This window comes from Helicobacter bilis (assembly GCF_001999985.1).
Taxonomy (GTDB): domain Bacteria; phylum Campylobacterota; class Campylobacteria; order Campylobacterales; family Helicobacteraceae; genus Helicobacter_A; species Helicobacter_A rappini.
The window spans coordinates 2164036-2179971 of record NZ_CP019645.1; the positions used below are offsets into that span (position 1 = coordinate 2164036).

13 protein-coding genes are annotated in these 15936 nt (G+C 35.2%); 4 read left to right on the forward strand and 9 right to left on the reverse strand.

The genetic code is table 11. The features are described 5' to 3' along the window. The 4 genes from XJ32_RS09785 to def form a co-directional block, all read right to left on the reverse strand. The gene (locus XJ32_RS09785) at window positions 1-2100 is read right to left on the reverse strand and encodes a hypothetical protein (RefSeq protein WP_077389409.1); all 2100 of its coding nucleotides are present in this window, start codon (window positions 2098-2100) and stop codon (window positions 1-3) included. 456 nt (window positions 2101-2556) lie between these two features. Then, on the reverse strand, window positions 2557-4518 hold the full coding sequence (locus XJ32_RS09790) for a penicillin-binding protein 1A (protein ID WP_437339622.1): 1962 nt from the start codon (window positions 4516-4518) through the stop codon (window positions 2557-2559). 480 nt (window positions 4519-4998) lie between these two features. Next, window positions 4999-5190, reverse strand: coding sequence for a 50S ribosomal protein L28 (gene rpmB, locus XJ32_RS09795; RefSeq protein WP_004087777.1), 192 nt, complete (start codon window positions 5188-5190; stop codon window positions 4999-5001). Between the two features lie 66 nt (window positions 5191-5256). Beyond that, a complete protein-coding gene (gene def, locus XJ32_RS09800; RefSeq protein WP_005218796.1) occupies window positions 5257-5772 on the reverse strand; it encodes a peptide deformylase in 516 nt (171 codons plus the stop codon). A 130-nt stretch (window positions 5773-5902) separates the two neighbouring features. Here def and XJ32_RS09805 point away from each other — a divergent pair, with 130 nt between their 5' ends. Next, window positions 5903-6721 carry a TatD family hydrolase gene (locus XJ32_RS09805; protein WP_005218795.1) on the forward strand — a complete coding sequence of 273 codons (819 nt, stop codon included), beginning with the start codon at window positions 5903-5905 and terminating at the stop codon, window positions 6719-6721. A gap of 76 nt (window positions 6722-6797) precedes the next feature. On the opposite strand, the gene XJ32_RS09810 is transcribed toward XJ32_RS09805, so the two are convergent. From XJ32_RS09810 to XJ32_RS09830, 5 genes are all read right to left on the reverse strand, one after another. Continuing rightward, entirely contained in the window at window positions 6798-7511 is a 714-nt protein-coding gene (locus XJ32_RS09810; RefSeq protein WP_077389413.1) for a hypothetical protein, read from the reverse strand. Window positions 7512-7537: 26 nt separating this feature from the next. After that, window positions 7538-8419 (reverse strand): polyprenyl synthetase family protein, encoded by an 882-nt coding sequence (locus XJ32_RS09815; protein WP_004087522.1) that lies wholly within the window; start codon window positions 8417-8419, stop codon window positions 7538-7540. Between the two features lie 188 nt (window positions 8420-8607). Then, window positions 8608-10053 (reverse strand): exodeoxyribonuclease VII large subunit, encoded by a 1446-nt coding sequence (gene xseA, locus XJ32_RS09820; RefSeq protein ID WP_077389415.1) that lies wholly within the window; start codon window positions 10051-10053, stop codon window positions 8608-8610. Between the two features lie 18 nt (window positions 10054-10071). Next, the gene (locus XJ32_RS09825; protein ID WP_077389417.1) at window positions 10072-11229 is read right to left on the reverse strand and encodes an FtsW/RodA/SpoVE family cell cycle protein; all 1158 of its coding nucleotides are present in this window, start codon (window positions 11227-11229) and stop codon (window positions 10072-10074) included. A 350-nt stretch (window positions 11230-11579) separates the two neighbouring features. Continuing rightward, on the reverse strand, window positions 11580-12719 hold the full coding sequence (locus tag XJ32_RS09830; RefSeq protein WP_077389419.1) for an FtsW/RodA/SpoVE family cell cycle protein: 1140 nt from the start codon (window positions 12717-12719) through the stop codon (window positions 11580-11582). Between the two features lie 106 nt (window positions 12720-12825). On the opposite strand from XJ32_RS09830, the gene topA reads away from it, so the two are divergent. The 3 genes from topA to XJ32_RS09845 all read left to right on the forward strand — a co-directional run bounded on the left by topA (window position 12826) and on the right by XJ32_RS09845 (window position 15928). Then, window positions 12826-15123 (forward strand): type I DNA topoisomerase, encoded by a 2298-nt coding sequence (gene topA / locus XJ32_RS09835; RefSeq protein WP_254422358.1) that lies wholly within the window; start codon window positions 12826-12828, stop codon window positions 15121-15123. Window positions 15124-15281: 158 nt separating this feature from the next. Then, window positions 15282-15626, forward strand: a complete 345-nt coding sequence (gene panD, locus XJ32_RS09840; RefSeq protein ID WP_077390325.1) for an aspartate 1-decarboxylase — start codon at window positions 15282-15284, stop codon at window positions 15624-15626. Beyond that, window positions 15626-15928: a YbaB/EbfC family nucleoid-associated protein gene (locus XJ32_RS09845; RefSeq protein WP_004086704.1), complete on the forward strand. Its 303-nt coding sequence runs from the start codon at window positions 15626-15628 to the stop codon at window positions 15926-15928. The genes panD and XJ32_RS09845 overlap by 1 nt, the downstream gene beginning before the upstream one ends. Window positions 15929-15936 lie beyond the last annotated feature (8 nt).

A 15936-nucleotide genomic window follows, 5' to 3' on the forward strand; every position in this document is an offset into this window, starting at 1 on the left:
TTAGTATGAGTTTTGCTGCTGTTGCAAAAGCTTTTCTGCATAGCTTAGGGCGTGTTTATCTAGCTTTGAGCCACTTATCATGCGCGCTACTTCTTTTATACGCTCTTTTTTATTTAAAAGCTTTATCGTGCTTGTGCTTTCACTCTCTTTACTCACAAGATAATGCCTATCACATAATAAAGGCATAAAGGGCTGATGAGAGATAGCAAAGACTTGATAATGCTTTGATAAAAATTGCAAGAGTTTTGCCACGCCCTCGCTTTCTTCCCCGCTTAGATTTGCATCAATCTCATCAAGGATTAATATCCCCTCGCTATATGTATTGTAACTTGCCGCTACACAAAGCATAGCAAGTCGCATACGATTATACTCGCCAGATGATAAAACACTTTTTTGCTTTGAAGCAAGATAGATTTGCAGGGAATCTAGTCCATACTGATAGCATTCAATCCTATTTTGGTCTATGCTTACAGATTCTAATCTCAACTCTTTTGCATAGTAATTTAGCTTTTCTACAAATATAGGCAAACAATCTCTTCGCTTTTCATGCAGGGTATTTGCAAGATTCTCTAATCTTTTTGTAAGGTTTAAAAACTTTTCTTCAATCTTTGTTTTATCAAACTCAATGCTTTCATACTCTTGCAATTTTTGCTGCTGCATGGCAAGGTGTTTCAGTGCGTCTTCTTCACTGCCATATCTGCGGATAATATCTGCTAATAGGCTTATCCTCTCAAGTAAAGATTCTATATCTATATCAAGGCTATTAAACTCATCTAAGCCATTTTCTATATGCCCTCTTGCCTCCATTATATGAGAGAGAAAACTCGCATTATCAATATTTAGCAATTCAAAAGCTTTATATATAGAATCTAGGCTATCAAGCTCAAGCAAAGCCTTATTGCAAGTCTCCATAACCTTTTCTTTTTTGCTTAATAGCTTTTTATCACTCATAAGCTTTTCATACTCGCCAATTTGGGGCTGTGCCTTTGTGATTTTATCAATCTCAAATTGTGCGAAATCTTTTAGGTTTTCAATATTTCTTTGCATTTCTTCTAATTCTTGCAATTTTATCTTGCATTGCTTATGCTCGATAAAGGTTTGATTATATTCTTGCAAAATCTCATTAAATGTAGAATCTTTTTGCATGGTGATAGAATCTAGTATGTGAAGCATATAGTCGTTTTCTAGCTCATTGCCATCTTTAATGCTTATGTATTTTATAAAATGGTGTGCTATCTCGCTTAATTTCTTTTTAGAAATCGCTTGATTATTGATAAAATATCTTGTATTTTGCTTTTTTAGGACGGAGATAACGAGATTATTGCTGGGGGTTTTTTGCTTGGTGGAATCTTTGTTTGCTTGTGTTGTTGAAGCTTGTTGCTTGTTAGAATCTATTTGCATGTGAATGTCTGTTTGTAGTATAGAATCTTGTTGTGTTGCGGATTCTTTGCTTATCTTAGAATTGTTGCTTATTTTAGAATCTTTTTGTTTGTTAGGGTTTTTATTTGTTTTAGATTCTGTTTGTATGGCAGAATCTGTTTGTATATCATTGTCTGCCTGTATTGCCGAAACTCTTTGCTGATTGGAATCTGCTTGTGATGATAAATCTTTATTTGCAGTAGCATCTCGTTGTGTTTTAGATTCTGTCTGTGCTACTAAGTCTTTCACATTAGAATCTATTTGCACATTAATATCTGTTTGTAACGCAGAGTCTTCATTTGTGCTAGAGACTTGTTGCATTTTAGAATCTTTGTTTGTTTTAGATTCTGCTTGCTTATTAGAATCTTCTTGTTGCTTAGAGTCTGCCTGTATTACAGAATCTTTAACATTAGAATCTTTTATATCAAAATCATCTGTGTCAAGATCTCCTGCTATACCAAAGTCTTCCAAACAAATGCCAAGCTCTTTCAATCGCAATGTAAGATTTATCTCAACTAATGCTGCATGAGATTCTTTCAACCCAAAGGCACTAAGCATTGCATGTAAAAACACAGACTTCCCGCTACCACTTACCCCGCTTATAACATTAAAGCCTTTATGCAAATCTAGCTTTATATGTGAAAATGCAGGTGATTTATCGATCAAAATACGCGTTATCATATAGAATCCATTTTTATTTTTATTATAGCATGTCTATGAGAGTGTGTATATAATGCGTTCTATTTCCTTGTGTGATTTGGATATATAGCAACTAAAATTACACGCTCACATAAAGTATATGCAACGACTTAAATAAATTCAACATAAAAGGCGATGCAAGAGAATTATCATTTATGGAATATAATGTGGCTAGATCATTGCTTAAAGGTGGAGATGGATTTAGCAAAAAACAACATAAAAAGGGAAAAAGAAATAATTAAAGCGATGAAAAGATTCTAAACGGCACAAAAGATATTTTTACAAGAGATGGTAAAAAGCACAGCTATGCCATACTTAAAACTACATCATAATACTAACAAATCTAAAAGAAACCTATAAGATTTTGGCATGTAAGATCTAGCCCCTTGATATTGGCAACCTATTTTATTGTGTAATAATACTCTCTGATGTCAGATCCTAAAATATAATATTATCCGCTTCTTTTAGACGCTCTTGTTGTTCTATTTGCTCATAATTAATGCGTGAAGTATCTGTATAGTAGATGATTTCATCGCCAATTCTTTGTTGATACACGCCACTTGGTGTTCTAAAATTTCTTTGCATACCCGGATTAATCTCTAAGGCTTTTTGCATAAAGTCAGCAAAAACTGGTGCAGAAATATTTCCCCCATACGCACCACCGCCAATTGGCATATTATCATCTCTACCATACCACACTATTGCTTGCAAATCGGGCGTATAGCCGCAAAACCATACATCTCTAGATTGATTTGAAGTTCCAGTTTTTCCTGCAATTTGTAAGCCATTTACTTTAGCACGATAACCCGTGTCTTTTTGCACGGTGTTTCGCAAAATCGATGTAATTAAAAATGCTTGTTGTGGTGTAGTAACACTCTGCTGCGTGGTTTGAAACAAAATCTCTTTTCCTTGCGGATCTATAATCTTTGCGACTACATAAGGCTTTACAATCGTGCCTCCATTTGAAAAAAGACTATATTGCATAGCAGCTTTCATGGGCGATAACGAAAGGCTTCCAAGCACAACGGTTAAATCCTTTGGAAAGTTTTCAAAACCAAAAGATTCTAATCCTGCATATAACGCATTTTCGGTAATCTTTAACGCGGTATCAATGACAGGGATATTTAATGACTTTTCAAGTGCAGTCTGCATAGTAACAGGTCCTAAAAATTTACGCGTGTCATTATTTGGTTGCCATAGCTTAGAGCCACCGCCAAACCTTTTTGGAGAATCGATGACAATCTCAGCAGGTGAATAACCTTTATCAAACGCAAGTTGATATACAAAAGGCTTCATGGTGCTACCAAACTGCCTATTTGTTTGGGTGGCACGATTGAATGAACTTTTATTATGATTTATGCCGCCAACCATTGCTAAAACTTCGCCTGTGTGTGGATTTGTAACGACAATTGCTCCATTTAGCGTTGTGGCACTTTGTTCCTTTAGCTCATCTATGTCAGAATCTGTTAGTTTTGGTTTTTTTTGCCAGCTTCTTACATTCTGCTCTCGCTCTATGATTCTGTATTGAATATTTTCATATCCTTTGAGCAGGGCTTCTCGTGCAGCCTCTTGATAGTCAAGATCGATGGTTAGATAGATCTTGTATCCACCCGATTTTAAATCCTTAATATCAGCCAACTCACGCAACGCTTCATCAACTACATAGGGGGCTTTATTCTGCGTTAGTGTTTGATTATATACTTTTGGGACTTCTTTTACTGCTTGATGAAATTCAGCTTGTGAGATCCAACCAAGCTCATACATACGCTTGAGTATGGCATTTGCACGATTAAGTGAGTTCTTTAAATGCTTTGTCGGATCATATTTTACTGGAGATTTTGGTAAGCCAACAAGCATTGCAATCTCTTTTAGCGTTAGCTCATTAAGACTCTTTTTAAAATAGCCAAGTGCCGCAGTCTTTATACCATAGTATCCATGCCCTAAAAAGATATAATTAAGATATCTTTCTAATATCTCTTCCTTAGTTAATACCTGCTCGGCACGAATAGATAGCAAAAACTCTTTTAGCTTTCTATCTAGCGTTCTATCGCTTGTTAAAAGCATATTTTTAACAAGCTGCTGAGTGAGTGTGCTGCCCCCCTCCATGTAGCGCATATTTACCACATTTTTAAAAACAGCACGCATAATCGCATCAAAATTCACACCATCATGCTCAAAAAACATAGTATCTTCAACCGCTAGTAATGCTTCTATAATGCGACCGGGTATCTCATCATATTTCACATAGAATCTATACTCTTCATCAAAGAGATTAGCGACTAAACGACCTTTAGAATCAAATACTTGCGTAACTTCATTTGGATGATAGTCAATCATCGCATGTACTTGTGGCGATAACTCTTTGTAAAGCTGGTATCCATAATAGCCCACTACACACATTATAACCGCAGATAATGCGAGAAAAACATAAAAAAATATGCTAAAAACTCTAAAAACACCCTTAGTTTTTTTCGGCGTTTCATATATGTCATCAAGCTGTGCTGCTGCCATTATCCCTAATCCCAAATATTTTTAGATTCTAAAATACCATTCCGACGGCAAAAAACATAATGAAAATATTTTTACATTACTTGCTATCATGTAAAAAATCCTAGCATATTCTTACATTCTAAGCATGCTATTTAGAATCATCGCCATAGCTAAAAAGGTCCAATATATACTAAAGACAATACGTTGTCTATCTTTATCTTAGAATCTAAATAAACTTTCTCTACAAACTCCATTTATTGCCAAACAGAAGTCAAAGTAAAAGCTAACTGCCTAGAATCTAAAGTAATATAAAGAGATTCTTAAACATACTCATAAACTCTTGTTGCATGTCTAAAAATTGCTTACAATGTAAAAACCTAACAATAGAAATTATTTACTCTTTTTCTTTAAAGTTCGCAATGTTGAAGCTGCAACTTTAATGCGGATAGAAGTGCCATCTTCAAGCTTCAAACGCATACTTCTAAGGTTTGGGAGACTTCTTTTTTTAGTCTTATTATTCGCATGGCTCACATTGCAACCAACCATAACGCCTTTTCCAGTAATATCACATCTTCGTGCCATAAAATATCCTTGTTATTAAAAATAAGGCTTTGATTGTATCTTATAAAGACTTATATACGGCTTAAATTATGCGCTTTTCTTACTCTTTTTTAACTCTTTTTCAAATTTCTTTCGTTTTAGTAAAGGTAGTTTATCTACAAATAAGATTCCATTTAAATGATCCATTTCATGCTGCAAGGCAACTGCCATAAAGTCATTAAATATATTTTCATGCGTAACACCAAATCTATCTTGATATTTGACTTTTATTTGACTAAAACGACTGACTTCTTCATAGAATCCGGGCACAGATAAACAGCCCTCATTCCATAGAATTTCACCTTCAGCATGTAAAATAACAGGATTAATAATCTCAAGCAAATCCTCTTTATACTGCGTATTATCCTCTTCTCTTGGTATATTAATAATTAGCACCCGCAGGGGCTTTGCTACTTGTATCGCGGCTAATCCCACGCCATTATGCTCCATCATAGTCTCATACATAGAATCTAAAAATTCATGCAATGCGTTATCAAAAACTTGAACTTCTTTTGAAATCGTGCGTAATATTTTATTTGGATAATGAATGACTTCTAAAACCATAAAAATACTCCAAATGCAAACTAAAAACAACATTTTATCCAAAAATAGCTTACAAGTAAATGTAAAAATAGATTCAATATGTAACTTTTGGTAGCTATAATATCGCTTTATTTTTACAACTGGAGTAATTATGATTGATACGCATATCCATCTTGATTCTAAAGATTTTAGCAATGATTTAGCCCAAGTGCTAGAGAGAGCAAAAATAAATAATATAGAATCTTTTATAATACCCGCTGCCTCCTTTCATACGCTAAAGGACGCACAAAGCATTGCAAATACGCATGAAAATATCTATTATGCAGTGGGAATCCACCCCTGCCACGCTGATGAAATGTATCTAGACACCACAAGTAAAACCTTAAATAATCATGTGCTAGAATCCTTGCAAGATTCCATAAATTCGCCAAAATGCAAAGCCATTGGGGAATGCGGACTTGACTTTTATCACATTGAAAAAGATGATACAAACGCAATCGATATGCAAATACAAGTTTTTCATACACAAATAGAATGGGCGATAAAATATAATTTGCCCTTAATCTTGCATGTAAGAGATTCTAAAGATAGTTATGAAGCAAGCAAGGAGGTCGCTAAGATTCTAACGCATTATATACAAAGGGGCGATAAGATTCGCGGTGTGTTTCATTGTTACAACGCATGTGAAGAGTTGCTTAATTTTAGAGAATCTTTTTACTATGGGATAGGGGGCATTATCACTTTTAAAAATGCACATGACCTGCTTTCTGTAACGCCAAAGATTCCACTATCAAAAATAGTGTTAGAAACTGATGCCCCATATCTTGCCCCCACACCACACAGAGGAAAAAGAAATGAGTCAAGCTTTCTCATACATATCGCAGAAAAGCTTAGTGAAGTCCTAAATACCACCACCAATGAGATTATAAGACAAACTACAAGTAATGCGAAAATGCTGTTTGGAATCTAGCCATACAGAAAGCACCTTTAATCTAGCATTAATCAAAAGCAAACTCTAGAATCCAAGCTCAATGCTACACAGCATTTCATTCCACATATTTATCAAATTTATCTATCGTGTTTTCTAAGTATTGTATAAAATCTTTTTCTTTTGGCATGTCTTTATGGGCTTTTATTGTGGATAGCTTGATACATAAAGCAGCACTTGTATCCTTTGCTTGTGCTATTTTTGCTATAAGAACATTACTGTTTTCTAGGATTTCTTTCTGGGCTTGTGGTTGTAATCCTGTGAAAAGATTCAAAAAAGGTTGCACGAAGTTAGATAATGCCTGCATACTTGTCTGCGTGTGTGAATCTAGCGTTTCAATCATATTTAATGTCATGCTATATGATCTCTCGCCTTTAGTAAAACACTCATTTGTAAGCCTTATGCAATCTTCAATTAACTTTTTAGTTTCATTATGCGTTACTTCTGCTTCTGCTAACATTTTTTCTAAAACATTAGCGTTTGGCTTATTTTTATCTAAAAAGCTATTTTGATAAGTATTGCTAGTGTTAATATTTATTGTCCTATTTTCCCGCCTTTTATACAGCTTTTTACGCTCTTCTCTATCATTATTAATACGCATTTCACCATTAAAAAAAGTAATGCCATGCTGCTTTAATAGCGACAAAGCGTGGTTTGCTATGGGAATGTTATTTAAATGATTATAGTATGCGCTACGGATTACATCTTTTTCATAAAAGTTTATAGCAAGTGCATCGATTTTTGCGATATTTTGTTTAAATTGCTCATGCATTTCACGCCCTTTTTTATGGCTAAGTTTTAATCAAGCGGCTTTAGATAAGATTCTAAAAGCTCATTTAAATTTGCATACAATCTATCATAGCCTAATGTTTGCAACTTTTCTAAATCTTTTTGCAATAAATCGCCATGTTCTTTCAAGGCGTTTTTTGCCCCATTTAGCCCCATAAGATTCACATAGCTATTCTTATTGGTATCATTATTTGCGGTTTTGCCTGATATGCTTTCATCTTGTATAGAATCTATAATGTCATCTCGTATTTGAAAATAAAGTCCCAAAACTAGCCCAAAATCATAGAGAAATTTTTGCATATCAAGCGATAAATTCGCAATAATTGCCCCCATCTTTAGACTTGCAGCGATGAGTTTAGCAGTTTTATGTGTATGTATGAATTGCAATTTATCAAGCGGCAGGGTCGTATGCTCGAAATAACAATCAAGGGCTTGACCCAGCACCATACCGCCAATACCGCCATTTTCAGCCAAGCATGAGATAAGCTCTGCAACAACGCTTGGGGCAAAATGTGCGTTTGCAAGCAAATAAAAGCTATAAGTATTAAGCCCATCACCTATAAGGATAGCACTCACCTCATCGTATTTGCAATGAAGCGTGGGGTGATTTCGCCGCAACGCCGCATTATCCATAGCAGGCAGGTCATCATGTATGAGTGAGTAGGTATGCAAACACTCAATGCTAAGGCACACATCAAACGCATTTTTTGCTTGTTCTTTTGCCTCCGCACACACAACACTAAGCAGTAAATTAGGGCGGAATCTTTTGCCTCCATTTAGGACCATCTCCCAAAATGCCTTTTCAAAATGCGGATGAAAGCCTGATATTTCTGGTTGATTATCATGCAGATAAGACTCAAACTCATTGCAAGTTTGTTTAAAAAATGACATATTGACACCTTTAAATTTTTTGTAATTTTAGCATGAAAGCGTAGGTTTTGGATATGGATTCTGTTAAGCCATGTGAATGAGGTGTTTGATTTATTTTTTTTGCATATTAGAAAATAAAACATGCAAACCTATATTAAATCCATTTTAGTATCGCCTAGATAAAAAACTTAGCTTCGAGTTTAAACCCTCTAGCCCAAAATGCGTGCGTTTCTTATCCCACTAGAATCTATGATTTCAATAACATCATTTTCTTGCAGCTCACTTACCTGTATCAATTTATTATCCTTTAAAATTTGTGCAAATCCATATTGTGCTTTTTTGCTAGGGTCTAGGGCGTGTAACATATCAATTAGATTATTTAGCATAAGTCTTTTTTGTCGCAGGGCATTCTGCATAGAATCATGAAGGTTAAAGTTTAGCATTGCCCTTTTTCTTGTCATCATTTGAAGCATGGTGTTTTTTAACTCAAGCTCTATTTGCTTTGTTTGATTTATTTTTTGCTCGATAATATATGAAAACTCGCCATGAAGCTTTTTGCTTAGAGATTGTATCTCTGTTTTCATTATGAGTAGTTTTTGTGTGGGTTTTGCAAGGTCTAGTCGCTCTTGTTGCTGCAATAGGGCATGTTTTTTTTGTGTGTAGAACCATTTTATAGAATCTTGCAGGTTTTGTGTGAGTGTTTGCAGTAGCAGTTTATATTGTGCTATCTTTTGTAATGGATTTAGAATCTCAAGGCTTTGTGCTAGATGATTTAATATCGATTTTTTTTGCGTAATATGTGTTTGCATTGTATGTGTTAGCATAGATTCCATATCGCATAACTGCGTGATGAGATTATCCTTATCGCATAGAATCATCTCCATAGCAGCACTTGGTGTCGGGGCTCTCACATCAGCAACATAATCGCTTAAAAGATAGTCTATCTCATGCCCAATTGCAGATACCACAGGTGTTTTACATGCAAAGATTGCCTCTAGCACCTCCATTTCATTAAAGCTCCATAAATCTTCAATACTTCCACCACCCCTTGCAAGCACTAAAATATCCGCACCAAGCCTATCCGCATAGGCAAGATTTTTAGCGATAGAGTGCTTTGCCTCACGCCCTTGTGTCAATGTATCAATAAGGATAAATTCACATAGACAATAACGCTTGCTTGCTACTTTTATCATATCTTGCAGGGCGGCACTTGTTTGACTTGTAAGCAGGATTATTCTTTTGGGAAATCGTGGTAATGGTTTGTTTTTACAAAAATAATTTCGCTCTTCTAATCTCTTTTTTAGGGCTTCATATTGTGCTTTTAAATCGCCTATACCACTATGCACACATTTTACAATGTTGAGATTATAAGTCCCACGCGGTGGGAATACGCTAATGTTGCCTTTAGCGATAATTTTATCGCCATTTTGCAATTTAATGGGATTATTTCGTGCATTATGGCGGAAAAAGGTGCAAGCAATTGTCGCATTTTCATCTTTTAGATTAAAATAGATATGTCCGCTATTATGGTGCGTAAAGCCACTTACCTCACCTTCCACCTCAACATAGCTAAAATCGCTCTCAAGCAATGACTTTATTTGCATAGTTAGCTGACTGACTTGTAAAACTAAGGGAATGTGTGGTTGTGCCTGCATATTATATCCTTATAGAATCTATTTGCCTAAATCTACTTTTGTTGATAATGCCAACACCAAGCCAATGCCAATACATAAGGCAAGCAAACTACTCCCCCCATAGCTTAGAAATGGCACTGCCATGCCTTTAATAGGTATAATACCTGTTTCACCAAAGGCGTTAATAAGAAAGCTAATACCAATAAGGGCTGCTATACCAACACAAAAGAGTGAATAAAAGCTTTTTTGCAAACGAAATGCGATTTTAAAGATTCTAAAAACAATCATAAATACTAACAAAACGCATACTAAAAGCCCAAATAGCCCAAGCTCTTCGCTAATCCCAGCAAGTATCATATCCGTATGCACTTCACCCAAAAAGCCAAGCTTTACAATACTCTCACCAATACCCACGCCAAAATGCCCACCATTATAAAAGGCATAAGTCGCATTCTGCACCTGCCCACCAGCATCAACACCATCGCTAAGTAATGAAAAGTTTGGGGCATACGAGCGGATAAGCGTTTCGATATTTATCCACCATTCACGCACTCTTTTTATCCTATGCGGACTTGTTACAATAAGGATTGTCCCCATGACAGACACAACGCCAAGCGCTAGTGTAAAAAGTGAGAATCTCCCACCAGCACAAATCAGCATAACAATAAACACAAGGGATAATAAGATAATTTGCCCCAAATCATTTTGCAATGTAGAAATGAGAGCTGCAACACACATAAACAGGAATAAGTGAGGTATCAAGATCCCAAGTTGCTCCAAAAATGGCAAAGATCTTGGATTATTAAACTTGCGACTAAAGCTCCACGCAACAAAGATAATATAGCCGATTTTAAAAAACTCTAAAGGTGCAAGTGAAATATTTGGCAAACGCAGCCACCGCTTCGCCCCACCCGCACTTGTAGCATAGCTATCAGGCAAAAATGGTAATACAATAATGACTATAAACGATGAAATGAGTAGCACCAACCCGAAGCCAAGCAAATGTTTTTCTACATTAAAATAAGATAAACCCCACATAAGCATAACGCCAAGACAACTTGCAAAAAGCTCACGATAGAGAAAATGAAACTGCCCATAGCCATAATATAATACCGCATAAGATGAGAGAGAATAGCTCATACATATAGCTATCCCAAGCAATGCAGTAACAAGAAAAAAGAGACGAGTATCTGCCAAACTAAAAACCTTGCAAAAGTGATTCTAAAAATAAAGCGGTTATTATATCAAAAACTAATAAATTTTTAAGTTTATAAGTTTATGAGACAGGTTACTATAAAATAAAAGTAACATGAAATAGAAGATTGAAAGTTTATCTGCCAAATTAAATGTGAAGTGAAAATATCTCTTTGAAATCATATCCCAAGTGTCCAAGTTTAATATAGGGATTATCATAAACCAAATTCTACTGACTTAGATACGCCTAATCATATCGAAATCTAGCCTATCTATAATGAACCGGCTAAAATTATGCAACCAAACGAGAAAGTAAAATTCAATTATCAAACACAACAACAAACTTTGATAACTTAAAGCCTTGCTCGTCTCTTAGGAATACGCATGAAGTTACCAAATGGTGTAGTTTCTTTAAAATTGCTGAAGCTAAAGCGAAAAGTTGTAGCATTCTCAAACATAGCAATGAGTATCACAAAGGTAATAAAGCTACTTCCACCATAGCTAAATAGTGGCAGTGGTATCCCAACGACTGGGGCTAGCTCAATAGTCATAGCAATATTTACAGAAGTATAGACAAAAAATAGCATAGCAAGACAGCTTGCAATAACCTTTAAAAAATAATCTTGTGAATCTAAAAAACAAAAAGAAAGTAAATGCAGCACTATAAATAAATACAAAGCAATTAAGGCACATGATCCAAGAAAGCCAAAACGCTCCGCAAAATGTGCGAATATAAAATCACTTGTAGCAACGGGTAAAAATTTCAAATTTGCCTGTGTTGCGTCCTCATAATTTCTTCCAGTTAAACCACCACTACCAACAGCAATAAGGCTTTGCTGCACTTGAGAGCTTGTATTACCACTTACAAGTTTCATGATTCTATCTACTTGATAAGGCTTTAATACAAACTTAAACGCAATAGGTGAGAAAAGCAAACCAGCAATAATGCAAGTAAGCCATACTTTCTTATGTACTCCAATAATAAAAAGCATACCATAGCCCATAACAAGCACAATGATAGCACTCCCTAAATCTGGTTCAATTAATATAAGAAAAAAAGGGATAAGGATAAATACGCTAATTTTTAAAAACTCAATCCAGCCATATCCTTCTTGTGGTGGCGGGTTTTTTTGCACATAATGTGCTAAAAATAGCACAACAGCAATCTTTACAGGCTCACTTGGTTGAAGTGAGAATCCACCGATATTTATCCATCTTTGCGCCCCAAGCTTTGTAGTCCCTATGACTTCCACAGCAAGTAAAAGCAAGATACAAATAATATAAAATACAACGACACCTTTATATAGATAGCGAAAAGGGATAAAAAAGATAAATAAAAATATAAAGATTCCCAAAAACGCATAGCTTGATTGTCGTATGAGAAGTGTTTGTGAAGTCTCACTTAAGAGATACAAACTTGTAAAAACAAGTGGCAAAATTAAAAGAATTAAGACATAATCAAAATGAGTTGTAATGCGTGAGCCAAATAGCAAGTTTTTTCCTTGAACAGAATCTTTTTCGTATTATAATAAAAAATATTTGAAATATATGCTAGAATTGCAAGTTATTTTCACAACCAAGATAAAGGCAAGTGTATTTATGGCTACCGCTAAAGCAAAGAAAACGACTACAAAAGAAAATACAAAAACAAGCAATAAAAAAGCAACTAGCAAAACAGCAACTAGTAAAAAATCAAGTGGCTCTAAAAATCTAATCATAGTAGAATCTCCCGCAAAAGCAAGAACAATTAAGACTTTCTTAGGTAAAGATTATGAAGTGATTGCTTCAAAAGGGCATATTAGAGATTTACCGCAACACCGCTTTGGAATAACGATTAAAGACAAGCATTTCATACCAACCTATGATATTTCAAAGGATCATGCGTTATTAGTAAAAGAAATGCAGGATTTACACAAGAGTGCAGAAGTTACCTATATCGCAACCGATGAGGATAGAGAGGGTGAGGCTATTGGCTATCACATTGTAGAGGCATTAAATGGGGATATATCGCAATTCCCACGCATTGTATTTCATGAGATTACAAAATCAGCTATTACACATTCTTTAGATAATCCTCGACTAATAGATATGGATAGAGTGAATGCACAACAGGCAAGAAGGCTTTTAGATAGGATTGTAGGCTTTAAGCTTAGTGGCTTATTATCACAAAAGATTGGCAGGGGTTTGAGTGCAGGGAGAGTTCAATCTAGTGCATTAAAGATTCTAGTAGATAGAGAAAAAGAGATAAGGGCTTTTAATCCACAGGATTATTTTCTTATTGAAGCCTACTTTGTAGCAGATTCTAAAGCAAAAGAAGAAGAAAGGCTAGTCTTTGATTTAGCCCGCTTTAAAGATAAAAAGATTGAAAAGCTAGTATTGCAAGATAAAAAAGAAGTAGAAGAGATATTAGCAATATTGCAAAAAGAAAAATTTCGCGTAGAAACTATCCAGCAAAAAGAGAGAGTTACAAAGTCTCCACCACCTTTTATGACTTCAACCCTGCAGCAAACAAGCTCAAATCTACTTGGATTCTCCCCTACAAAAACGATGAGTATCGCACAAAAATTATATGAGGGTGTAAAGACAAAAGATGGACTAGCTGGGGTTATAACCTATATGCGAACAGATAGCTTAAATATCGCAAAAGAAGCCCTAGATAATGCTAGAGAGTTTATTAACACAAATATGGGAAAAGACTATCTACCAAGTAAGGCAAAAATCTATACCGCGACACAAAAAGGCGCACAAGAAGCACATGAAGCGATACGCCCTACAAATCTCTCTTTCACACCACAGATTGCAGCAGGCTATCTTAGCAATGATGAGTTAAAGCTTTATACACTTATTTTTAATCGCTTTATAGCCTCACAAATGAAAGATGCCATTTTTGAAAGCCTTAGTGTGAGTGTTATAGGAGAATTGAGCGAGTTTAAGATTACAGGCAGAAGATTGGTCTTTGATGGATTCTATAAAATCTTAGGCAATGCGGATAAAGATAAATTATTACCGCAATTTAAAGAGGGTCAAGCAATAGATTTTAAAGACATTCAAAGCATACAAAAGACAACAGAGCCACCACCGCATTATTCAGAAGCAGGGCTTATTAAAACGCTTGAGAGTTTAGGTATAGGTCGTCCAAGCACTTATGCTCCAACGATTAGAATCTTAATAGATAGAAAATATGTAGAGTTAGAGAAAAAGCAGCTTATAGTCCAAGATATTGCATTTAATGTAATTGCTATGCTTGAAGCAAATTTTGAAGAAATCGTTGATAGCGGTTTTAGTGCAGCTTTAGAATCTAAGCTTGATGATATTGCGGAAAATAAACTAGAATGGGAAGAGGTTTTATGGGAATTTTATGAACCTTTTATTGAGAAAATCACAAAAGGTAAAACAGACATAGAATCTCAAAAAATGATGAAGCCAACAGGTGAGTTATGCCCAGAGTGTGGCAACGAGCTTGTTATACGCAATGGACGATATGGGGAGTTTGTATCATGCTCTAACTATCCACAATGTAAATTCATAAAAAAAGAAAAGCAAGAAGTAGAAACAAGCGATGAGATATGTGAGAAATGCGGTCGTCCTATGGTAGTAAAGATGAGTAAAAGGGGTAAATTTCTAGCATGCAGTGGCTATCCAGAGTGTAAAAACGCACAACCGCTTGAAAAGCCAAAAGAATTAAGTGTAGCATGTCCTAAATGTGGCGGAAAGCTACTAGAGAGAAAGTCTAAACGCGGAATCTTTTATGGCTGTGGAAACTATCCAAAATGTAAATTTATCACAAATGCAGAACCAACAAATGAAAAATGCGATAAATGCGGTGGTATGCTATGCTGGCATAAGACAAAAGAGAATACAAAAGTATGTGTTGAATGTAAAAATGTGGTAACTTAAAATAAAATGTGTTACAATAGCAAGATTATTTACACAAAAGATTCCATATTATAAGCATAAACTTAGGGATAGAGATGGCAAAAGAGAAAAGAGAAGATAAGAATCTATTACAAGATAAGATCAAACTAGATAAAATTAAAAAAGGCTGCTATGTCGAAATGATGTATGCAAAGATTCACAGGGCAGTCGTTACTGATGCAAATCTTAATTATGTGGGTTCTATTAGCATAGATGAAAGCATTATGGAATCTAGCGGTATCATTGAAGGTATGAAAGTTGATATTGTAAATGTCAATAATGGAGAAAGATTTAGCACTTATGCGATAAGAGCAAAGGCAAAAAGTGGCACTATATGCCTTAATGGTGCAGCGGCACGCAAGGTGCAAAAAGGTGATATTGTGATAATTATCGCGTATGCTAGTATGAAAATGAAGTATGCAAAAGATTTTAAACCACAAGTTGTGCTAGTAGATTCTAAAAATCGTATTGTAGAGGAGCATTAATGTTTGACCCTAAAGATTTGCAAAATATGCTTGGTAGTGTGCAAGAGCAGTTAAAAGAAATGGATGCGAAAGCAAAAGAAAAGATTATAGAATCAAAAAGCGGTGGTGGGCTTATTAATGTGCAGTTTAATGGAGCTGGAGAACTCATTGACATTGAGATTGATGATGAATTACTGCAAGATAAGCAGTCATTGCAGATTCTACTTATTAGTGCTATTAATGAAGGTTATAAGCAAATGCAAGAGTCTAGACAAGATGATGTATTTGAGCAAATAAAAAATATGAATCCTTTTAAATTTTAAAGGAGTGC